The organism is Gordonia amicalis NBRC 100051 = JCM 11271 (assembly GCF_000332995.1).
Lineage (GTDB): Bacteria > Actinomycetota > Actinomycetes > Mycobacteriales > Mycobacteriaceae > Gordonia > Gordonia amicalis.
Window position 1 is genome coordinate 16,282 of the sequence record NZ_BANS01000052.1, and the last position, 19,861, is coordinate 36,142.

At 67.4% G+C, this 19,861-nt stretch carries 19 protein-coding genes and 3 pseudogenes; 14 read left to right on the forward strand and 8 right to left on the reverse strand.

Translation table 11 applies throughout. The features are described from left to right. Position 1: 1 nt before the first annotated feature. Positions 2-572, reverse strand: a pseudogene (locus tag GOAMI_RS20210) (mycothiol transferase). Between the two features lie 159 nt (positions 573-731). On the opposite strand from GOAMI_RS20210, the gene GOAMI_RS20215 reads away from it, so the two are divergent. Both GOAMI_RS20215 and GOAMI_RS20220 read left to right on the forward strand, forming a co-directional pair. Continuing rightward, entirely contained in the window at positions 732-1,352 is a 621-nt protein-coding gene (locus GOAMI_RS20215) for a pyridoxamine 5'-phosphate oxidase family protein (protein WP_006438456.1), read from the forward strand. Continuing rightward, a complete protein-coding gene (locus GOAMI_RS20220) occupies positions 1,349-1,873 on the forward strand; it encodes a hypothetical protein (RefSeq protein ID WP_006438457.1) in 525 nt (174 codons plus the stop codon). The genes GOAMI_RS20215 and GOAMI_RS20220 overlap by 4 nt, the downstream gene beginning before the upstream one ends. A 176-nt stretch (positions 1,874-2,049) precedes the next feature. Here GOAMI_RS20220 and GOAMI_RS20225 read toward each other — a convergent pair. After that, positions 2,050-3,624: pseudogene (locus GOAMI_RS20225) on the reverse strand (AMP-binding protein). Positions 3,625-3,720: 96 nt separating this feature from the next. Here GOAMI_RS20225 and GOAMI_RS20230 point away from each other — a divergent pair. Together GOAMI_RS20230 and GOAMI_RS23680 are read left to right on the forward strand one after the other, a co-directional pair. Further along, a complete protein-coding gene (locus GOAMI_RS20230; protein ID WP_006438460.1) occupies positions 3,721-4,524 on the forward strand; it encodes a LuxR C-terminal-related transcriptional regulator in 804 nt (267 codons plus the stop codon). Positions 4,525-4,612: 88 nt separating this feature from the next. Further along, positions 4,613-4,744: a hypothetical protein gene (locus GOAMI_RS23680; RefSeq protein WP_255219210.1), complete on the forward strand. Its 132-nt coding sequence runs from the start codon at positions 4,613-4,615 to the stop codon at positions 4,742-4,744. 337 nt (positions 4,745-5,081) lie between these two features. Here the strand turns inward: GOAMI_RS23680 and GOAMI_RS20235 are convergent, their stop codons facing one another. Further along, a complete protein-coding gene (locus tag GOAMI_RS20235; protein ID WP_006438461.1) occupies positions 5,082-5,381 on the reverse strand; it encodes a hypothetical protein in 300 nt (99 codons plus the stop codon). Between the two features lie 362 nt (positions 5,382-5,743). Between GOAMI_RS20235 and GOAMI_RS20240 the strand changes: the two genes are divergently transcribed. Both GOAMI_RS20240 and GOAMI_RS20245 read left to right on the forward strand, forming a co-directional pair. Next, entirely contained in the window at positions 5,744-6,412 is a 669-nt protein-coding gene (locus GOAMI_RS20240) for an MspA family porin (RefSeq protein ID WP_006438462.1), read from the forward strand. Between the two features lie 5 nt (positions 6,413-6,417). Beyond that, positions 6,418-6,825 carry a hypothetical protein gene (locus GOAMI_RS20245; protein WP_006438463.1) on the forward strand — a complete coding sequence of 136 codons (408 nt, stop codon included), beginning with the start codon at positions 6,418-6,420 and terminating at the stop codon, positions 6,823-6,825. Positions 6,826-7,296: 471 nt separating this feature from the next. On the opposite strand, the gene GOAMI_RS20250 is transcribed toward GOAMI_RS20245, so the two are convergent. Then, positions 7,297-7,572, reverse strand: coding sequence for a DUF7218 family protein (locus GOAMI_RS20250; protein WP_006438464.1), 276 nt, complete (start codon positions 7,570-7,572; stop codon positions 7,297-7,299). Between the two features lie 256 nt (positions 7,573-7,828). Between GOAMI_RS20250 and GOAMI_RS20255 the strand changes: the two genes are divergently transcribed. Together GOAMI_RS20255 and GOAMI_RS20260 are read left to right on the forward strand one after the other, a co-directional pair. After that, a complete protein-coding gene (locus tag GOAMI_RS20255) occupies positions 7,829-8,917 on the forward strand; it encodes an S-(hydroxymethyl)mycothiol dehydrogenase (RefSeq protein ID WP_006438465.1) in 1,089 nt (362 codons plus the stop codon). Beyond that, positions 8,917-9,546 carry an MBL fold metallo-hydrolase gene (locus tag GOAMI_RS20260; protein ID WP_006438467.1) on the forward strand — a complete coding sequence of 210 codons (630 nt, stop codon included), beginning with the start codon at positions 8,917-8,919 and terminating at the stop codon, positions 9,544-9,546. The genes GOAMI_RS20255 and GOAMI_RS20260 overlap by 1 nt, the downstream gene beginning before the upstream one ends. A gap of 63 nt (positions 9,547-9,609) precedes the next feature. Here the strand turns inward: GOAMI_RS20260 and GOAMI_RS20265 are convergent, their stop codons facing one another. Further along, a complete protein-coding gene (locus GOAMI_RS20265; protein ID WP_006438469.1) occupies positions 9,610-10,137 on the reverse strand; it encodes a hypothetical protein in 528 nt (175 codons plus the stop codon). A 111-nt stretch (positions 10,138-10,248) separates the two neighbouring features. Between GOAMI_RS20265 and GOAMI_RS20270 the strand changes: the two genes are divergently transcribed. From GOAMI_RS20270 to GOAMI_RS20280, 3 genes are all read left to right on the forward strand, one after another. Continuing rightward, the gene (locus GOAMI_RS20270) at positions 10,249-12,027 is read left to right on the forward strand and encodes a SulP family inorganic anion transporter (RefSeq protein WP_006438471.1); all 1,779 of its coding nucleotides are present in this window, start codon (positions 10,249-10,251) and stop codon (positions 12,025-12,027) included. A 60-nt stretch (positions 12,028-12,087) separates the two neighbouring features. Further along, positions 12,088-13,455, forward strand: coding sequence for an MFS transporter (locus GOAMI_RS20275; protein ID WP_006438472.1), 1,368 nt, complete (start codon positions 12,088-12,090; stop codon positions 13,453-13,455). Positions 13,456-13,518: 63 nt separating this feature from the next. Then, positions 13,519-15,036, forward strand: a complete 1,518-nt coding sequence (locus GOAMI_RS20280; protein ID WP_040005052.1) for an ATP-dependent DNA ligase — start codon at positions 13,519-13,521, stop codon at positions 15,034-15,036. A gap of 3 nt (positions 15,037-15,039) precedes the next feature. Here the strand turns inward: GOAMI_RS20280 and GOAMI_RS20285 are convergent, their stop codons facing one another. Both GOAMI_RS20285 and GOAMI_RS20290 read right to left on the reverse strand, forming a co-directional pair. Further along, the gene (locus GOAMI_RS20285; RefSeq protein ID WP_006438476.1) at positions 15,040-15,894 is read right to left on the reverse strand and encodes an anti-sigma factor; all 855 of its coding nucleotides are present in this window, start codon (positions 15,892-15,894) and stop codon (positions 15,040-15,042) included. Positions 15,895-16,070: 176 nt separating this feature from the next. Continuing rightward, positions 16,071-16,477: pseudogene (locus tag GOAMI_RS20290) on the reverse strand (YccF domain-containing protein). Positions 16,478-16,572: 95 nt separating this feature from the next. Here GOAMI_RS20290 and GOAMI_RS20295 point away from each other — a divergent pair. Continuing rightward, a complete protein-coding gene (locus GOAMI_RS20295) occupies positions 16,573-16,827 on the forward strand; it encodes a hypothetical protein (RefSeq protein WP_006438480.1) in 255 nt (84 codons plus the stop codon). A 16-nt stretch (positions 16,828-16,843) separates the two neighbouring features. On the opposite strand, the gene GOAMI_RS20300 is transcribed toward GOAMI_RS20295, so the two are convergent. After that, positions 16,844-17,416, reverse strand: coding sequence for a maleylpyruvate isomerase family mycothiol-dependent enzyme (locus GOAMI_RS20300; RefSeq protein WP_040005053.1), 573 nt, complete (start codon positions 17,414-17,416; stop codon positions 16,844-16,846). A gap of 37 nt (positions 17,417-17,453) precedes the next feature. Between GOAMI_RS20300 and GOAMI_RS20305 the strand changes: the two genes are divergently transcribed. Next, positions 17,454-18,290: a helix-turn-helix domain-containing protein gene (locus GOAMI_RS20305; RefSeq protein WP_006438482.1), complete on the forward strand. Its 837-nt coding sequence runs from the start codon at positions 17,454-17,456 to the stop codon at positions 18,288-18,290. Between the two features lie 100 nt (positions 18,291-18,390). Further along, on the forward strand, positions 18,391-19,698 hold the full coding sequence (locus tag GOAMI_RS20310; protein WP_006438483.1) for a GAF domain-containing protein: 1,308 nt from the start codon (positions 18,391-18,393) through the stop codon (positions 19,696-19,698). Positions 19,699-19,861: the final 163 nt, after the last annotated feature.

A 19,861-nucleotide genomic window follows, 5' to 3' on the forward strand; every position in this document is an offset into this window, starting at 1 on the left:
GCTACTGCACCCACTCGGCGTCGGCCCAGTCCTGACCCTCGGAGATCGCGCCCATCGTGGTCTGCCCGTCGAGCGCCTCCCGGATGATGTCGGCGTGTCCGCAGTGGTGGGAGGTCTCGCGGAGCAGGTGCAGGATCATCGTGCGGATCGTGGACCACTCGCGCTCGGGTGCCCACGGTGCGGTGGGTTGAGGGATGAGTTCGTCGAGACTCTCGGCGTCGGCGATCACGCGGTCGAGTCGAGCGGCGTTACGGTTGTAGGCCTCCAGCCACCCGGCCAGGGTCTCGCCCTCGGTCAGCTCGTATTCGGTTGTCGCCCGGCTCATGTCGAACTCGGCGTTCTCGTCCCGCTCGGTGATGACGTCGGCGGCGTTCTCCTCACCGTGGGCGAGGTGCTTGATCAGGGGCACCGATCGTCAGCGTGCTGACCGTGCTCTGCTTGCGTGCCTGCTCGTCGGAGAGGTTGCGGGCGGCGATCTTGAGCAGGTTGCGCAGGTCCTGCAGGAGGGTGAGGAGTTCGCGCTTCTCTCCGTTGACATCGACGCTGAGTTCTGCGGTGGTGTAGGTGCTCATGATGCTCTCCGGTTCGTCGTGGGTGGCTCGTTCGTGCTGGTGAGAACCACGTTATGACCCATCGAGGACAACTCCGGTCCTCATTCCCACGTCTTCTGGAGCGGAGCCGGACGCCAATTTCGGTTGAGCGGATGGGGCCCGTACCCGACGATGAGCGCCATGACATCTCCCCTCGGCGCGCTCACCCGCAAACCCGATCGCGCGACTGATCGTGCCGCCCTCGACGAACTCCTCGACGAGGCGAAGGTCGGGACGCTCAGTACCGTCGTCGACGGTCTGCCGTGGTCGGTGCCGATGCTGTTCGCTCGGGACGGCGACGCCATCCTGCTCCACGGATCGACCGGGGCGGGAGCCCTGCGTCATGTCGCGGCAGGAGCGCCCGTGACGTTCACGGTCTTCGCGATGGACGGCCTCGTCATCGCCGACACCCTCTTCGATCACTCCGCCAACTACCGTTCGGCGGTGGTGCGGGGCACGCTCGAGCTGGTCGACGACGCGAAGTCGGCGCTGGAGGTGTTGTCCGACAAGCTCATTCCGGGTCGCGTTGCCGAGGTGCGAGAGACCACGCGAAAAGAACTCGCGGCCACCGTGGCTCTGCGACTACCGATCGTCGACGGCCAGTGGATCGCCAAGGCCCGCACCGGCGGACCGGGCGTCGAGTCGTCGAACTGGACCGGCGTCGTACCGATGAGAACGGTCTACGACGAACCGATCACGTATTCGGGTGCGACGCCGCCGGATTCGGTGCTGGCTCTGATCGGACGGCCGACCGGGGCATGAGTGAGTATCCATTCGACGTCATCGCGAGGTGGACGCGCCGCTGGAACACCCACGAATGGCACGGCCGGTCCCCGGTTCCACAATCGTTGTCGAGTGCGGTCGCGGCGATCGAGCGCGATCTGGGTTGTTGGGTCTCCAAGAAGCCGTTACCCGACTTCAGCGGGTACGAATGGGACATTCTCGTCGTCGGCGAGTTCGGGCTGGCACACGTCCAGCTACGTCGCTGGGATGAGTCGGGCTGGGGCGGGTACCTGAGGACCGAGAATCCCCTCGACCGGGATCTCCCCACCGCGCAGGCCACGGCTTTCCTGGCCGACGAACTGCAGGGCGATCTCACGGGGAATGCGTGGATCGATTGGCCTTCGGCAGGGTGGGACATCCTCCACGCGACCGTCGTCGACGGCACCGCGGTCTGGGTGAGAACCCGCGATCCCCACCATCCGCTCGCGCGGATCGGACACCTATGCACCGATCGTCGTACTTCGTGGGGCCCGGCCGACGGGTCACCCGGGGGTGAATGACCCGTCGGCCGTGACGGTTCGCGATGGTGCGAACCGAACTCGAGGTGACCGGGCCGGCCGGATTGCGGCAGCCGGCCACGGCACCTCGATGGTCACGCGGCCCAGCGAAAGGGGGGCACCCGCTGGGTCGCGCGTCATGGCCGCGTCGTCTTCGATCGCCGACGAACGCGGTCGGTCTATCCCTTGCGCAGCAGGAACCGCTGGATCTTGCCGCTGGGGGTCTTGGGGAGGGCGTCGACGAAGTGCACGGTGCGCGGGTACGCGTGGGCGGCGAACTCGCTCTTCACCAGCTGCTGCAGCTCCTTCTCGGGGGCTTCGGTGCCCTCGACGCCGGGGGCGAGCACGACGAACGCCTCGATGACCTCGCCGCGCAGTTCGTCGGGGCGTCCGACCACCGCGACGTCGATCACCGACGGATGCGTGATGAGCACGCTCTCCACGTCGAAGGGGCCGATGCGGTAGCCGGCCATGATGATCACATCGTCGTCGCGCGCGGTGAAGAAGTAGCGCCCTTCCTCGTCGGCGCGTCCGGTGTCGCCGGTCAGGTACCAGCGGCGGTCCTCGGTGAACCGTGCGGCGGTCTTGTCCGGGGCGTCGAGGTAGCCGGAGAACCACATGAGGGGGCTGGCGGGGACGTCGATCGCGATCTGGCCGTCGACGACGCCGGCGGCGAAGCCCGGCATCGGCTTGCCCATGGAACCGGGGACGAGCGCCTCGTGGACGTCGTCGTGCCAGTGGTTGTTGATGAACATGCCGTGCTCGGTCTGGCCGTAGTGGTCACGGACCTCGGTGCCGAGTGCCTGCTGGGCCCAGCCGATGACGTCCGGGGTCAGCGGCTCGCCGGCCGACGACGCCCGTCGCAGCGAGAAGCCGGTGATCCGCGGGTCCTTGCTCAGGGTGCGGTAGACGGTCGGTGCCGCGGCGAAGTTTGTGACGCCGAGGCCGCCGAGGATCTGCGCGGTGAGTTCGGGGCTGAAGCCGGCGTGGAGCAGCAGGTTGCGGTGTCCGGTGGCCAGCGGGCCGAGGATGCCGTAGTAGAGGCCGTACGCCCAGCCCGGGTCGGCGGCGTTCCAGAACACGTCGTCATCGCGGACGTCGAGGCCGTAGTGCATTTAGGCGACGAACGACGCGAGCGCCTTCACCGGCACCGGAACACCCTTCGGCGCACCGGTGGTGCCGCTGGTGAACAGCAGGATCAGCGTGCCCTCGCCGCCCACGGCCACCGACTCGGCGATCGGATCGTGCGAGTCCACAAGCTCCTCGAACTCGGGTCCCGCCACCACGGTCCGGATGTCTTCGAGCCCGTCGAGCTTCGACGCCTGGCTCGGTTCGGTGATCACGACCTTCGCGTTGCCGGCGCGCAGCCGCATCTCGATCGCGGGGGTGGCGAACGCGGTGAACAGCGGGATGTAGACGGCACCCAGGCGGGCGATGGCCAGCAGCGAGACGACGAGTTCCTCGCGCTTGCCCATGAGGACGCCGACGGTGTCGCCGCGGCCGACGCCCAGGTCGGCCAGTGCCGACGCGAAGCGCTTGGACCGCTCGGCGAGGTCGCCGTAGGTCACGTCCGTGGTGACCGGCACCGGTGCGGAATCGGCGTCGGCGGAGGCCTCGACCTCGATCACGGTGAACGTCACCGCGTCGGGATCATGACCGTCGACGAGGAGTGCCGCGGCGTTCGCGTCGGGCGCCCCGTAGATTGCCAACCAGCGGTCGACCATGTCGGTGGGGGTCGTCGTGGCCTGTGTCATCGTGAACCTCGCTCTTGACTGAGTAAGCTGGGTCACAGTGTGACCCGCCGTCCGTAGTCCCTGCCACCCTCCGAAGAGGGGGATAGAAGAGGTGAGATGCCCGAGCCGCTGAGCGGGATCGTCACCGACGCGTTGCGACGGGTGCGCACATCGAGCGGAGTGCCTTTGGCCTTCGCCGGCGTCGTCAACAATTCGACGAGTCTGCGTCTGCAGCATTTCGCCGGTAAGCATGCGGGTGCGCTGAGTGGGCTCTCGGTCGATGTCGGGCACGGATTGGGCGGCAAGGTGGTGGCGCTGAACCGCCCGATGGTGGTCGAGGACTACGTGCGGACCCCGCACATCACCCACCGCTACAACACCCTCATCGAACGCGAGGGCCTGCGCGCGATGATGGCCGCACCGATCATCGTCGATCGCACGCCGGTCGCGGTCATCTACGGTGCGCTGCACACCCCCGATCCGATCGGCGGGCGCATGCTCGACGTCCTGGCCGCGGAGGCCCGCGCCGTCGAACAGGAGATCGTGGCCTCCCGGACCCGGCTGGAGCAGGGTGCACAGAACGAGGACGAGTTGCGCGACCGCATGACCGCCGCGTACGCACGCCTGCGGTCACTGGCCGACACCGTCGACGACGCCCGCCTCTCCGAACAGCTCTCTGCCATCACCGAGGTCCTGCTCGCCGAGGCCGCCGCCGACTCATCCGCGGTCGAGCTCACCGGACGCGAACAGGACGTGCTGTCGCTCGCGGCCCTCGGCTACTCGAATGCCCGCATCGCCGAGGCGCTCGGCCTGACCGTGCACACGGTGAAGAGCTATATGAAGGACGCGATGCGAAAGCTGGGCGCGTCGTCGAGGCTCGAAGCCGTGGTCGTCGCGCGACAGGCAGGCCTGCTGCCCTGATCGCCCGCGTTCGGTAGAAACCGTGGGGTCATGGCGCGTTTGCCACCGGATCGGCGTATCTCCCGGCGTCCCGGGCCAACGAGTCGCGATGGCCGGCTACCACGTACACATCACCGTTGACCCGGCCTATGCGACCGCCGACTCCCGGGTGACGACGACCAACGCGCGTGACTTCTCTTCATCGTCGATTCCATTGCTGTGCACGGCAATCCGAACCTGACGTCGACGACCGCGAGTATGGGGACGACCTCGGGCCGATCTTTCGCCTCTACGTACGGGGGAGGGGCTCGGCCGGGTCGTCGGGGCCGGCCGCGGACTGTGGAACACCGGCGAGACCGCGCCGACCGCGTTCGAGTTCGCCGGGCTCATCCGCTGATCCCGACTCCGGCGATCGGTAGAGGGCGATCGGGTGGGTTGCCGAGTTGCCGAGAGCCTCGCGAAGAGTTCCGTGACCGACACAGCCAGGGCCGTCAGGTGTGCGAGCGTCGCACGCACGAACGGTGCCTGTCCTTCGGATGGAGGACAGGCACCGCCAGCGGGATCAGCGTGAACTGCTGCTACCGGGCACGGTAGGTTTCAAACTGCCAAGATCCTGGACCCTGCTGCGTGCACGGCCTGGCGAACAGCATCCCCTCTGGGTAAAGCTGCCCCGGAGCCATGTGTTCCCCGTCCATTGATTCCAAGTGTCGCTGTTTCGAGTCCTGGGTGAGCACCCAGTTCCGGAGCTGCTCGCAGGCTTCCTTGTCAGGCGCGCCGTACCATTGCGCTTGCGCCGGCGCTGCTGCGGCCGACAGTCCCATACCCACGCCGGCAATCCCGATCATCAGCACCGCAGCGCGGGTCATCATGGTCTTCATTCGTTCATACCTCCCATATACCAGCGGTCACACAACTCAGACACTGATCTACACAGTAGATTTCGTTGTGTCCGCAAAGGAGGGATATGTGTCCGCACCTGTGGGAGGTCAGACGTGCTGCGCACCTTCACATTTGGTCCGTGTCGATTCATCGAGGGATAGGCCATGTGATCTACCGGACCTAGTGCCCGATTGTGAGAGATGGTGTGTTAGCTTCAGTCTCACTGACAGGATGCAGCGAGTTTCGGGGAATCCACTGCGCTCGGGGGAAATTCATGCACGGGTTCGTGCTTGCATTCTCTGCCGTGTTTTCGGAGTCCCTGTGTTCGTGTGCGTGAACGAAGTAGGGGAGAGCCTTCACAATGCGGCGACTGACCGTTCGATTCTTGCTGGGTGCGATGGCCCTGACCACCGCGCTCGCCGTCGGTGCGCAGGGCACCGCTGACGCAGCCAGCAGCTCGCGCCACCACAAGACCCAGGACGGCATCTATCTGTCTGCCGAGCAGCGTGAGTTGCACATGCGTACCTACCAGCCGCTGGACTCCTCGATGATGAGCCGCGATGTGTACCTCGGTGGCAAGACCCGGGTCACCATCAAGGGGCCGCGCGGCACCGTGATCGAAGGGGCAATCGAGGCCGGTTACCAGGTCGGCTACCCCGTGAGCTTCGCCCCCAACGGCATCACCATCGGGATGCAGACTCCGAGCCTGTCGATCTCGGGTGGGCTCAGTGCTGGTGCACCGCTCCCCGGAATCCCGCTGCCGCTGGCCGGTGGAAGCATCACCCCGAACGTGACGATCATCCCGCCGACCACGATGACATTCAGCGTTGAGCAGGGCGGCATCGAGACTGTGCCGCTGGTGAATCGTCCGATGAACCAGTCGATCGCGTACGGCGACTTCTCGGGTGTGCAGATGACCGTCAAGGGCGCTATCGGACCGGTCACCATCCGTCAGTACACCAAGCTGAAGGTGCGCACCAGCGCCGGCCAGTCCGAGGTCGTCACCTACGGACCCGCCTGGAAGGTTTAGTAGCGATGACTGACACCACCGAGCGCGGCCGCCACCGGTTGCCGCAAAAGCAGTCTGTGTCCCCGAAGACGTTCGTGCGGTTCGGCATTCCGGTCCTGCTTGGTGCTGCGGTGATCGGCGCGGGCATCGTCTCGGGCACCACCGAGGCAGCTCCGGTGCCGCAGGCTCCGGTGACGCCGGTCGATCACACCACCACCGTGCCCACCGAACCCGCCGAACCCACCGAGCAGCCGAACTACTACATCGGCGGACCGACCTACAACACCACCGTGACCGAAGCGCCGGTCGGACCACCCGCAGCAGTGCCCCAAGGCCCCGTGGAGCCCGGCGGCGAGCAGTGGGGAGCATCGTTCGTCCTCGGCGAGCCTGCCCCGGCAGCGGTTCCCAACGCCGGATCGTTCACCCTGCCCTGACGCTGAAGCGGTCCCGCCCCCCTACGGCAAGGGGGGTCGGGAGCGCTTAGCGCCGCCCCAGGGCAGCAACCGCTCCCTGTGGCGCCTCTTACCAGGCATCCGACCTGGAAGGCGAACCTCACCTGATGATCCGCCAGGTGGTCGAACCGAGTTGGACAAAGTCCTAAGGTCTATCACCTGTTCCTTGTGCTGAAACCTACTGTGCGGGAGTTGGCTTCGTGTCTGCGACGGATCTTGTGCTATCGCCGTGGCGGAGGTCACGTGCGCGGCCCGGGAATAGATCCGGGACGCTCGCAGTTGAAGACCTCGACGGTGACGGATTCATGCCCCGGGCCTCACCCCATTTGCCGCTTCGAGCGGCCACTCGCCGAGAGGCGCACTGACCGGCATCGTCCATCAACACGCCGAAGCCGCCGACCCTTCTGGGCCGGCGGCTTCGGTGCTGTTCGGGCTGCTCCTCGAGCTGCGGTCTCAGTGGTTGCGCAGCTTTTCGACCAGCTCATCCTTCTTCAGGTCGGAGTACCCGCTGATGTCGAGTTCCTTCGCGCGCTTCTTGAGCTCGTCGACGGTCCAGTCCTCATAGGAACCGGATTTGCCGCCGCTGTGGCCCACGTCCGACCGGGAACTGTTGGCCGCGGCATTGGCGATCCGCGCGGACTTCTCCTTCGAGTTTCCCTCGTCGCGCAGCTTCTCGTAGAGCTCGTCGTCCTTGACCGATGGTCCCGGGTCACGTTTCTTCTCAGCCATCGTCTGCCTCCTCGTGGTCGACACGAATGGTTCTCCCATGTGGCGTGCCCGACGACGGATACAACCAAACCTGGCCGGTCCGAAAAGGCCTGCCCGCGACCACTCCTGGTTGACGATGTTGACCATGAGTGGACGATAGATACGCGTACCGATAAGGTTGTGGCGATGTGTCCGGTGAGGGCGAATCACGTCGTCGCGACCGGGAGCACAGCCGAGCACGAAACGCTGACAACGCAGTTGCGGAAGGAACCAACGCATGTCTCAGGCAGTCAAGGGAGTCATCTCGCGCAGCAAGAAGGCGCCGACCGAGGTCGTCGACATCGTGATCCCGGACCCGGGTGCGCGCGATGTCGTCGTGTCGATCAAGGCCTGCGGTGTCTGCCACACCGACCTCGCCTACCGCGAGGGCGGCATCAACGACGAGTACCCCTTCCTGCTCGGTCACGAAGCCGCCGGTGTCGTCGAGTCGGTCGGCTCGGATGTCACCCATGTCGAGGTCGGCGACTTCGTCGTCCTGAACTGGCGTGCGGTCTGCGGTCAGTGTCGCGCGTGTAAGCGCGGGCGTCCGTGGTACTGCTTCGACACCTTCAACGCCAGCGTCCCGATGACACTGACCGACGGCACCGAGCTGACCCCGGCGCTGGGCATCGGCGCCTTCGCCGAGAAGACCCTCATCCACGAATTGCAGTGCACCAAGGTCAATCCCGACACCGACCCGGCCGTCGCCGGTCTGCTCGGCTGTGGAGTCATGGCCGGCATCGGCGCCGCCATGAACACCGGCAACGTGGGCCGCGGCGACTCGGTCGCCGTCATCGGTTGCGGCGGTGTCGGTGACGCCGCGATCGCCGGCGCCAAGCTGGCCGGTGCGACGACGATCATCGCGATCGACCGCGATCCGTCGAAGCTCGAGTGGGCCAAGGACGTCGGCGCGACCCACACCATCGACGGCAGCAAGGTCGACGACGTGGTCACCGCGGTCCAGGACCTCACCGAGGGCAACGGCGCCGACGTCGTCATCGACGCGGTCGGCCGCCCGGAGACCTACAAGCAGGCCTTCTACGCGCGCGATCTCGCCGGCGTCGTCGTCCTGGTCGGTGTGCCGACGCCGGAGATGACCCTGGAGATGCCGCTGGTCGACTTCTTCTCGCGCGGTGGCGCACTGAAGTCGTCGTGGTACGGCGACTGCCTGCCCGAGCGCGACTTCCCGATGCTCATCGACCTCTATGAGCAGGGCCGTCTGCCGCTCGACAAGTTCGTCACCGAACGCATCGGCATCGACGACGTCGAGGCCGCGTTCTCGGCGATGGAGGCCGGCAAGGTCCTGCGTTCGGTGGTGGAACTCTGATGGCCGGACTGCGTATCGACAACGTCGTCACCTCGGGCACCTTCAGCCTCGACGGCGGAACGTGGGATGTCGACAACAATGTGTGGCTCGTCGGGAACGACGACGAGGTCATCATCATCGACGCCGCGCACTCGGCGGCCCCGATCCTCTCCGCCGTCGGAGACCGCACGGTGAAGGCGATCGTGCTGACCCACGGTCACAACGATCACGTCACCGTTGCGCCGGAGCTGTCGGAGGCCACGGGTGCGCCGATCCTCCTGCACCCCGGAGACGACATGCTCTGGAACGACACCCACCCCGGGGTGTCGCATCAGGATCTCGAGGACGGCCAGAAGATCGGTATCGCCGGCACCGAGCTGACGATCATCAACACACCCGGCCACTCGCCGGGCTCATCGGTGATCCACCTGCCCGAGGCGGGCGTGCTGTTCTCCGGTGACACCCTGTTCCAGGGCGGACCGGGAGCGACCGGACGCTCGTACTCGAGCTTCCCGACGATCATCGCCTCGATCACGGAGAAGATCTTCACTCTCGATCCCGAGACCAAGGTGTACACCGGTCACGGCGACGGCACGACCGTCGCCGCCGAGGCACCCCATCTCGAGGAATGGATCAAGCGCGGCAGCTGAGCCGCGAGGAATCGACCGGAGAGACCCGGCGCGGACGCCTGTCAGGCGCCCGCGCCGGGTTCTTCACGGGACGTCGCGAGGGGGTTGCTGCGGGTTCCTCGTCGGGTTCTCGCCGGGTAGGTGATCGCCCAACCGGTTGCCGCCTGGCTGGTTGCCGCTTGGTTGGTTGCCGCCGCGGCTGTCACCCAGTTCGTGTTTGTGGCCGGGGGTGCCCAGGTGACGATCGTCGTCGCGGCGTTCCCCCTCGGCCCGGACGTCGGGATCGAGTTTGTCGGCGTGGGCGAGCGTGCTCTGTACTTCGTCCCGCTTCTCGGCGGCGTGGCCTTCGTGGGCGCGAGCCTGTTCATTGAGTCGTCGGGCCTCGGCGGCCTTGGCATCGGCCTCGGCCTGGACCTTGCGCGCGTGCGCCTGCGCCTCTTGCGCGGTGGCCTCCCGCCGGCGCAACTCCGACATGTCGCCGGCCGCGTTCTCGCGGATGCGCTGGGCCTTCGTGCGCCGGAGTTCTCTGCGCTTCCGTAGGAAGAACAGCAGTGCGACTAGCAGGATGATCACGACGATCACGGCGATGATGATCCACAGGGCGGTGTCCACGGTGTCCTCCTCAGACGGAAAGCATGGTCGGCACCGGATACCCAGAAACCGGCGCCACGAACCGGGACAAGTGCGGTGGGAAGGCCGAGTCGGCGGGGTACGGTCTACGTCATGATCGCGCTCCATGCGCTGGTCCCGCCCGCGCTGCGCGGTTACCGGCTCGCGTGGCTGCGTGCCGACGTCGTGGCCGGGGTGACCCTCGCGGCCGTCGCGATCCCAGAATGCATGGGGTACAGCTCGATTGCGCACGTGCCGGTGTCGGCTGGGTTGTACACCATCATCCTGCCGGCGGTCGCCTTTGCGTTGCTGGGGGCCTCGCGGCTTCTCGTCGTGGGCGCGGACTCCGCAACCGCGGCGCTGCTCGCGTCGGGTATCGCCGGTATCGGCGTCGTCGGAGTGGAACCCGATTCGCAGGAGTGGTTGGCCTGGGCATCGCTGATCGCCCTGGTCACGGGGGTGTTCCTGGCGCTTGCGCGGCTGCTGAGACTGGGATTTCTCGCCGACTTCCTCTCCACCGCGGTTCTGGTGGGATTCCTCGCCGGGACCGGCCTCACGGTCATCGTCGGGCAGGTTCCCGGAATGGTCGGCCTGCCGCGAGCCGAGGGCTGGGTGTGGGAGCGGTGCGCCGCGATCGTCGACCGTCTGGGCTCGATCGACTGGGCATCGACGGCGTTCGCGGCCGCGTCGCTGGGCGTGCTGCTGGTGGCGCGGCGGGTGGTCCCTCGATCACCCGCGGCATTCGTCCTGGTGGTGGCATCCATCGTGCTGGTCGCGATGTTCGGCTGGGACGACGATCTGCCGGTCGTCGGAAACCTGCGCGGCGACATACCGCTTTTCGGTCTGCCCACCGGGTTGGGATGGGATGCCGTGCCCAAGGCGGCGACCGTCGCGTTCGGCTGCACGGTGGTGATCCTGGCCCAGAGCGCAGGCACGGCACGAGGACTCGCGCACAAGCACGGCGAGACCACCGACGTGAACCGCGACATGGTCGGCCTGGCGGCGGCCAACATCGTTGCGGGACTGAACTCTACGTTCGTGGTGAACGGAAGCCCCACCAAGACCCAGTTCCTCGAGGAGCAACGCGGCCGCACCCAGGTCGCGAACCTGACCATGGCCGCGACGGCACTGGCCGCCGTCGCCTTCCTCGGCCCGGCGCTGGCCCACCTGCCGCATGCCGTGCTCGCCGCGATCGTGTTCCTGGTCGCGATCGACCTCATCGACGTGCACTCGTTCCGCCGGATGTGGCGGATCCGCCGGATCGAGTTCGGGATCGCGGTGCTCACCGCGGTCGTCGTCGTGGTGTTCGGGGTGCAGAACGGGATTCTGGCCGCGATGGTGGTGTCGTTGCTGGAGATCATCCGCCGGCAATACCGACCGGAGAGGTTCGTCGTCGGGGTGTCCGATCACGGACGTGCGCGAGAGTATCGGCCCGCTCGGGGCGGCCAGCAGTCCATGCCGGGCCTCATCGTGTTCCGTTACGACGCGGATCTGTTCTACGCGAACGTCAATCGATTCGCCGACGATGTGGTGGCGCTCGTCGAGTCCGCCCCCGATCCGGTGCGCTGGCTGGTCCTCGACTGCACGGTGATCTCGTATGTCGACTACTCGGCAACCGGTGTGCTCGACGACCTCGTCGCGTTCGTGCATTCGCGGGACGCCCATATCGTTCTCGCCGGCGTCGATCCCGAACTGGAGGGCATGTTGCGGGCGCAGGGACTCCTCGAGGACTTCGACCCGGCGCATGTCTTCCCGACCGTCGGTGCCGCAGTCAGGGCGTTCGAGGCCGCCTATCCCGCAGGCGAGTCACGGGAGTTGCCTCCGGCGACGCCCGAGGAGCCCATCGACGGCGAGAAAGCCGAGGATGACACCGCCGAGACGGACAACGGGTGAGTGCCTCACCGGCCCACCACCCGCCGATGTGATGTGGTTCGCAGGCGTAACCTCGCACGAATGAGCGAGTCCGCGGTCCGCAACATCGACCACCCCGAACAGCCACCGGTACCCCGGAGCCGCATCGTCATCGCGTCGATGGTCGGTACGAGCATCGAGTTCTTCGACTTCTACATCTATGCCACCGCCGCGGTGCTGGTGTTCCCGGTGTTGTTCTTCCCGTCCGGTGACGAGACCGCGGCGTTGTTGTCGTCGTTCGCGACCTTCGGACTCGCCTTCGTCGCGCGGCCCATCGGCTCGGTCCTGTTCGGCCACTTCGGTGACCGGGTCGGCCGCAAGGCGACGCTGGTCGGGTCATTGCTCACGATGGGCATCGCGACCTTCGTCATCGGCCTGCTGCCCACCTACGACTCGGTAGGGTATCTGGCCCCGGCGCTGCTGGCGCTGATGCGCTTCTGCCAGGGCCTCGGTCTCGGCGGGGAATGGTCTGGTGCAGCGCTTCTCGCGACCGAGACCGCCGAGAAGGGCAAGCGGGCCTGGGCCGCCATGTGGCCGCAGCTGGGCGCGCCGATCGGGTTCCTCTTCGCCAACGGCACCTTCCTGCTGTTGATCTACGGCCTCGACTTCGACGCCAAGACCTCCGCCTCCGATCACGCGTTCATGACATGGGGATGGCGAATCCCGTTCCTCGCCAGCGCGATCATGGTCGCCGTCGGCCTGTACGTGCGCCTGAAGCTCACCGAGACACCGGTGTTCGCGAAGGCGGTGGAAGAGGGCAAGAAGGTCAAGGCGCCGCTCGCCGAGGTGGTGAAGTCCAACTGGCGGGAGCTCGTCGCGGGCACCTTCATCATGGTCGCGACGTACACGCTCTTCTACATCGTGACCACCTGGATCATCTCCTACGGCACCGGCAAGGTGACCGACGCGTCGGGTGTGAAGCTGTCGATCGGCTACGCCGACTTCCTCGAGCTGCAACTCATCGCCGTGCTGTTCTTCGCTGCGTGCGTGCCGATCTCGGGTCGTCTCGCCGACCGTTTCGGCCGTCGCGCCTTCCTCCTCGTGGTCACGGCGGCGATCATCGTGTTCGGACTCTGCTTCGAGCTGATCCTCGACCCGTCGTCGATGACCGACGGCACGATGCTGTTCTTCCTGGTCCTCGGCATGACCCTGATGGGTCTGACGTTCGGGCCGATGAGCGCGATCCTGCCGGAACTGTTCCCGACCAACGTCCGCTACACGGGTTCGGGGATCTCCTACAACGTGGCCTCGATCATCGGCGCCGCGGTCGCGCCGTTCATCGCGACGTGGATCGTTGCCGACTTCGGTGTGGGCTGGGTCGGTGTGTATCTCGCCGTCGCCGCCTGCACGACGCTGATCGCACTCTTCAGCGTCCGGGAGACCAAGACGGTCGACCTGACCGAGGTCTGAGGTCCGGCACCGGGTGCCGCGAGGTGCCCGGCCGTGTCCGACCCGCGGCGTACCGTCGGTGACGTGAGATTGATCGACGTGATGCAGACGTCCTCCGATGTCGCGCGCGACCGCTCACGCACCCGCAAGACCGAGGTGCTGGCCGGGTTGCTGGGCACCGCCACCGATGCCGAGCTCCCCATCGTGGTCGCCTGGCTGTCCGGCGAGATACCGCAGGGCAGGCTGGGTGTCGGCTGGCGATCACTGTCGAAGCTCGTGTCCGAACCGGCCGGGGAGCCGTCGCTCGAGGTCGCCGAGGTCGACGCCGCATTCGGCGAACTCGCTTCGGCGAGCGGACCGGGTTCGACGACCCACCGCGCCGAGATCCTCGCCGCGATGTTCGGCGCCGCCACCGAACCGGAGCAGAAGTTCCTGGTCGCCCTGCTGACCGGCGAGTTGCGGCAGGGCGCGCTGGCCGGGGTCATGACCGACGCGATCGCGAAGGTCACCGGTGAACCGCTGACCGCGGTGCGTCGTGCGCACATGCTCACCGGATCGTTGCCGGAGACCGCGGCGCTCGCTCGCTTCGGCGCCGAGGCGCTGGCGGGAGTGGGACTCGAGGTCGGCCGCGCCGTCGAACCGATGCTCGCGACTCCCGCCGACAACCTCGACGCCGCCCTGGACCTTCTCGGCCCCGACCTCATCGTCGACTACAAGCTCGACGGCGCGCGAATCCAGGTGCACCGCAAGGGCACCGACGTCTCGGTGTACACCCGCACACTCCGCGACGTCACCGACAACGTCCCGGACCTCGTCGAGGTCATCGCCGGACTACCCTGCGAAGCGGTCATCCTCGACGGCGAGACACTCATGCTCAGCGACGACGGACGTCCGCGGTCGTTTCAGGACACGATGAGCCGGTTCGGTTCCGGGCCCACCGCGGCCGGCGAGCCCGAACGGCTGCTGAAACCGTTCTTCTTCGACTGCCTGCACCTCGACGGCGTCGACCTCATCGACCGCCCGCTGTCCGAACGTCTCGCCGCGATCGACTCGATCGCCCCGCAGCTGCGGATTCCGGCGGTGTCACGTCCGACCGCAGAGGAGGCCCAGCGCCACTTCGACGCCGCGATGGCCGACGGCCACGAGGGCGTGATGGTCAAGTCCCTCGACGGACTCTATGTGGCCGGTCGTCGCGGAAAGGCCTGGCAGAAGGTCAAACCCACGCACACCTTCGATCTCGTCGTGCTCGGCGCCGAGTGGGGGTCGGGTCGCCGGACCGGCTGGCTGTCGAACCTGCACCTCGGTGCCCGTGACCCCGAGACCGGCGAACTCGTCATGGTGGGCAAGACGTTCAAGGGTCTCACCGACGAGATCCTCCGATGGCAGACCGAGGAGTTCCCGAAGCACGCCACGCATCGAGACGCTCACACCGTCTACCTGCGCCCGGAGATCGTCGTCGAGATCGAACTCGATGGGGCACAACGCAGTTCGCGCTACCCCGGTGGTGTTGCGCTCCGCTTCGCGCGCGTCGTGCGATACCGCCCCGACAAGACACCCGACCTCGCCGACAGCATCGACGCGATCCGGGCGCTGCTCAAGTAACGGTCAGCTCAACGACAGCTGGGCCACCGGAGCGCTGGTCGGTTGCGTCGAACCCCCGGGCGGTTCGACGGTGAACGCCAGGGCGTCGGCCGTGTTGATCCCGGACAGGACCGCGGTGGTGACCGGTTCGACGTCCGCGTCGGTCATGGTGCCGGCCGAACGTGTCCCGCCGGGACCGACGAGCCACATCTGGTACACGGTGCCCGGCTTCGGTGGCGGCACCGAATTCATCACCAGCACAGCGGTATCGGCGGACTGGGCCAGGTAGATGGTGGCGCTCCCGGTGGCGACCGGAGCACTCGTGGACCGCAGGTCGCCGGCCGAGAACACCTGCTCGGCCGGTGAGGCGACGGGTGGGGGAGCGGCGGGTTCGTCCGAGTTCGACAGTCCGATGTCCCAGCCGAGCGCGCCGACCGCGATCGCGGCCACGGCGGCGGCGGTGAGGTAGGTGAAGCGACGTGAGCGTCCGGGGCGTCGGGCCTCGAGGTCCGCGGGCGGTTCGACGGGCACAGGTGGTGGCGCCGACGCCGGCGCGTCGACCACGGGCTTCTCGACCATCTCGACGGTCGGGCCGGGCACGCGGGCCGACGGCTCGTCGAGTCCCGCCTCGGCCCGCGCGGCGGCGAGTACCCGATCGCGCAAGGACGGTGGGGGCGGAGTCGCAGTGGCCGCGCTGATCGCGGCCATGGCCTCCCTGGTGGCCCGGACCTGCTTGGCGAACAGCTCGCGAAAGTCCCCGGGAGCGGAGGCAACCCGCGCCTCGATGTCGCGCAGCTCGTCGGAGGACAGTGCGTTCAGCCCGACGACCGGCGCCAACTCGAGCAATTCGGCTTCCTCGGGATCGAGATGATCAGTCATCACCCACCTCCTGCCCTCGGTCTCGTACCGCGTTCACCTTCTGCTGCTGTCCTTCCGCTGGGCGGCAGATGTCCGCCCGCAGCCGCGGACGCAGAGCCTCGACGCTCATAGGGGTCCGGGCGAGGCTCATGCCTCTTCTTCGGACTCGACGACCCACTCGGATGGGTCGGCCACCCTCACATGCGGACCGGGGCCCCGCCGGGCATCGGCTGGTCGGTGGGGACGATCTCGGCGCCCAGCGGGAGCAGCGAGATCGGCACCATCTTGAAGCTCGCGATGCCGAGCGGGATGCCGATGATGGTGATGCAGAGGGCGAGGCCGGTGGCGATGTGGCCCAGGGCGAGCCACAGTCCGGCGACGATGATCCAGATGATGTTGCCGATCATCGAACCCGCGCCGGCGGTGGGTTTGCGGACGACGGTGCGGCCGAACGGCCAGAGTGCGTAGTTGCCATCCGGAACGACGCGATGCCGAATGGGATGGTGATGATCAGGATGCAGCAGATGATGCCGGCGACGACGTAGCCGATCGCCATCCACAGGCCGCACAGCAGCAGCCAGATGACGTTGAGGAGGGTCTTCATCAGTCCATTGTGTACGCGTCGGCGCGCAGTGGGGTCAAAAGCGTGACGGCGCCGACCCGCCCCCATACGGACGGGTCACATTACGATGGGACGTCATGGGAGCGCGGTCGGTTCGGACACGTGAAGCGGTGTGGGCGTTGGTCACCACGCTGGTCCTCGTCATCCGCATCCTCGCGACGATCGCCCTGGTTCTGTTCGTGATCGGCTGGGCGGTCGCGGCCATCCGCGGCACCCTCGACAACGCCTTCCTCTGGCCGGCGATCGGCGGCGGTGCCGCGCTCCTGCTGAGCACGTACCTCTATGGCCATCTGCGGGTCCGGTATCCCCGCCACAACGGCTGGATTCCCTGAGGAGCGCGGCGTCGCTTCAGGCCGCGGTGTCGGACCGTCTACCCAACCTGGCGAGCAGGGCCGTCTGGCGATCGGCGCCGGCGGGGACCTCGAGGCGTTCGCAGACCCCTTCGGAGTAGAGCGCATCCCCGAAGCCGTCGGCGGCGGTCTCCATCTCGGTGAGCTGGTCGTCGGTGAAACGATGGTCGAGGGCGGCGGCCGTGGCGACATCCCACCGATGGGCGATCATGTCGAAACCGTAGAAGCGGATCAGCGTTTCCCCGATGGTGGTCGGACCGAAATGGCCGTCGAAGGCACGGTCGGCGATGGCCGGATCGGCGAGGCGGGAGGCGACGGCGTCCCGATGGGCCTGCCAGGCCGCCGCGGGATCGTCGAACGGCGGTGTGGTACCGAGGTCGACGTCGTGTCCGGCGAAGAAGTCCCGCTGGCTGTCGACGACGTGCGCCACGACGTCGCGGGCCGTCCACCCGTCACACGGCGAGGGGTTGGACCAGGCCTCGGCCGGCACGGTCGCGAGGACCTCGCCGAAGCCGTCGGCGTAGGAGTTGTAGCGGTTCAGCAGTGGTGAATTGTCAGTGGTGGTGGTCATGATGACAGTCAAGCGCCAGGACAGGGGACGGTGATTGATGAAACCCGACAACTCGGGATCGACGCGGCTCGACGACGTCGAACGCGCTCACCTCGTCGATCCTGCGGACGCGGGCCGTCGCCGCATCGGCCGGTGGGGTCCGAGTCCGGACCTCGACGAGATGATGCGACGGTTCTGGGTGCCCGTCTGGTCGGTCCCGCCCGGCGCCGAGGCGCCGCAGCGCGTGTTGCAGTACCCGCTGTGCCTGCTCGTCATCAGCAAGACCTATGCCCGGTTCTACGGAGTGGTCGCCGGCCTGTCGGAAACCGTGCTGACCGGCGACGGCTGGGCGGTCGGGGTGATGTTCACCCCCGCCGCCGGCGGATTGCTCGTCGGAGACGTCGCGCAGTGGACAGACCGGTTCGATGAACTGTCGGTGGTCTTCGGCGAGTCCGGCGACGGTCTCGCACGGTCGGTGCGTGCGGTGATGGAACGCGCGCCGGAGGACGAGGACACCCAGCGTGCCGCGACCGACGTCGTCGAGGACTGGTTGCGGGGATACCTCCCGATGGACGAGGACGGTCGTGTCGTCAACGCGATCGTCGACTGGGTCGAGAACGATTCGACGGTGGTCGCGGTCGCCCAGATCTGCGAGCGGTTCCACATGACCGAACGGAGCCTGCAACGACTCACCCGCCGCCGGTTGGGTCTGACGCCCAAATGGCTCATCCAACGCCGTCGCCTGCAGGAAGCGGCGGAACGTCTTCGCGAACCCGAGGAGACCCTCGCCACGCTCGCCGCCGAGCTCTCCTACGCCGACGAGGCCCATTTCGTCCGCGACTTCAAAGCCGTCACCGGAATGACGCCGCGGGAGTTCTCCTCGCGGTTCGCCTGACCAGGCCGAGTAGTCTCTATACGCCGACACACCCCGATTGTTGCCGGGATCACAGTTTGCCAGGCAGAATCGTCGACATATGGCGAGCGACGGAGGGCGCATGACTGACGCGGCTGCGGTGGCGACACGCATCCGCCGCGCGTATGAGGAGTTCCTCTCCGGCGTCACGCCGCCGTCGGATGCGGTGCGCTCCATCGTCCGCGATTCCTGGGCCCGTTCTCTGAGCCGCGGCATCGATCCCAGCGACGTCAACCCGGCCGACGGACTGCCGACCGGCGAATCGGTGCCGGTGATGACCGCCGACGAGTTCGCCGAATACCGGGCGGCACACCCGATCACCGCGGTCCGGCCACTGGTGCAGTCGCTGATGGTCGACGCGATCGCCGACACCGGCGTCGTCGCGGCCCTGACCGACCAGGTCGGACGGCTGCTGTGGGTCGAGGGTGACTCCGCGGCCCGCGACAAGGCCGGCGACATCAACTTCGTCGAGGGCTCCGTCTGGAGCGAAGAGGCCGTCGGGACCAACGCTCCCGGTCTCGCCCTGGCCGTTGATCGGGGTGTGCAGATCGTCGGTCCCGAACACTTCGCCGGCCCGGTCCAGGAATGGAGTTGCGCCGCGGCTCCGGTACACGACCCGTTCACCGGGCACGTCATCGGCGTGATCGACGTGACCGGCGGACGCGAGGTCGCGGCACCGTTCGCGCTCGCCGCAGTGCGGTCGGTGGTCGCCGCCGTGGAGCGGGAACTGCAGTCGAGCGCCGTGGATCTCGCCGATCCGGCGACCTTCCACGCGGGACTCCCGCGGTCGAGCGCCGCCCACCTCGCGGTTCTCGATGACGGCCCGCATCGCTGGCATCGCACCGCCGACGGGGCGAGTGCGCGCACCGTGTCCCCACGTCATGCCGAGATTCTCGTTCTGCTGCAAGCCTTTCCCGAAGGTCTCAACACCGAGCAACTCGCGCTGAAGCTCGCCGAGGAGGGGCTCGGCCCGGTGAGTGTGCGGGCCGAAATCTCCCGTCTGCGGCGCGATCTCGGTGCCGACGTCGTCGCGAGCCGCCCGTACCGCCTCACCCTCGACATCTCCTCCGACATCTCCGACATCCGGGCGCGCATCGAAAGCGGGACCGACCTGCCGACGGTGGTCGACGACCTCGGCCGCGGCGGTCTGCTGGTCGAGTCGACGGCGCCCGGCATCGTCGAGATCTTCGAAGAACTGCGCGAGGATCTGCGTTCACGGCTGATCGCCGGCGGCGACGTCGCCGCGCTGCGCAAGTGGACCTCCTCCGTTCACGGTCGAGACGACCTCGTCGCCTGGCGCCGACTCGAGCATCGACTCCCCGTCGGGCACCCCGACCGCGCCGTCGTCGGAGGTCGCATCAGGCTGCTCGACAAGCGCTACGGACTCTGACTCCGGTCGGACGGCCGCCACCTGCTCCCTGAGGAGGTCCGGAGCCTGCGGAGGGCCGTCTCGAAGGGCACGTTGCGCCCGTTGCAACCCTTGTGCAACCAGCCCGCACCTAGCGTGTGCAGCAGATCACATCGGATACCCCGGGGTGTCCCATGTGACACGT

Coding starts and splice junctions, on each gene's coding strand:
- GOAMI_RS20310 (WP_006438483.1), top strand. CDS start 18,391: ATGACTGACGCGGCTGCGGTGGCGACACGCATCCGCCGCGCGTATGAG.
- GOAMI_RS20215 (WP_006438456.1), top strand. CDS start 732: ATGACATCTCCCCTCGGCGCGCTCACCCGCAAACCCGATCGCGCGACT.
- GOAMI_RS20270 (WP_006438471.1), top strand. CDS start 10,249: ATGATCGCGCTCCATGCGCTGGTCCCGCCCGCGCTGCGCGGTTACCGG.
- GOAMI_RS20300 (WP_040005053.1), bottom strand. CDS start 17,416: ATGACCACCACCACTGACAATTCACCACTGCTGAACCGCTACAACTCC.
- GOAMI_RS20285 (WP_006438476.1), bottom strand. CDS start 15,894: ATGACTGATCATCTCGATCCCGAGGAAGCCGAATTGCTCGAGTTGGCG.
- GOAMI_RS20250 (WP_006438464.1), bottom strand. CDS start 7,572: ATGGCTGAGAAGAAACGTGACCCGGGACCATCGGTCAAGGACGACGAG.
- GOAMI_RS20230 (WP_006438460.1), top strand. CDS start 3,721: ATGCCCGAGCCGCTGAGCGGGATCGTCACCGACGCGTTGCGACGGGTG.
- GOAMI_RS20245 (WP_006438463.1), top strand. CDS start 6,418: ATGACTGACACCACCGAGCGCGGCCGCCACCGGTTGCCGCAAAAGCAG.
- GOAMI_RS20220 (WP_006438457.1), top strand. CDS start 1,349: ATGAGTGAGTATCCATTCGACGTCATCGCGAGGTGGACGCGCCGCTGG.
- GOAMI_RS20255 (WP_006438465.1), top strand. CDS start 7,829: ATGTCTCAGGCAGTCAAGGGAGTCATCTCGCGCAGCAAGAAGGCGCCG.
- GOAMI_RS20305 (WP_006438482.1), top strand. CDS start 17,454: ATGAAACCCGACAACTCGGGATCGACGCGGCTCGACGACGTCGAACGC.
- GOAMI_RS20295 (WP_006438480.1), top strand. CDS start 16,573: ATGGGAGCGCGGTCGGTTCGGACACGTGAAGCGGTGTGGGCGTTGGTC.
- GOAMI_RS20235 (WP_006438461.1), bottom strand. CDS start 5,381: ATGAAGACCATGATGACCCGCGCTGCGGTGCTGATGATCGGGATTGCC.
- GOAMI_RS20240 (WP_006438462.1), top strand. CDS start 5,744: ATGCGGCGACTGACCGTTCGATTCTTGCTGGGTGCGATGGCCCTGACC.
- GOAMI_RS20275 (WP_006438472.1), top strand. CDS start 12,088: ATGAGCGAGTCCGCGGTCCGCAACATCGACCACCCCGAACAGCCACCG.
- GOAMI_RS23680 (WP_255219210.1), top strand. CDS start 4,613: ATGGCCGGCTACCACGTACACATCACCGTTGACCCGGCCTATGCGACC.
- GOAMI_RS20260 (WP_006438467.1), top strand. CDS start 8,917: ATGGCCGGACTGCGTATCGACAACGTCGTCACCTCGGGCACCTTCAGC.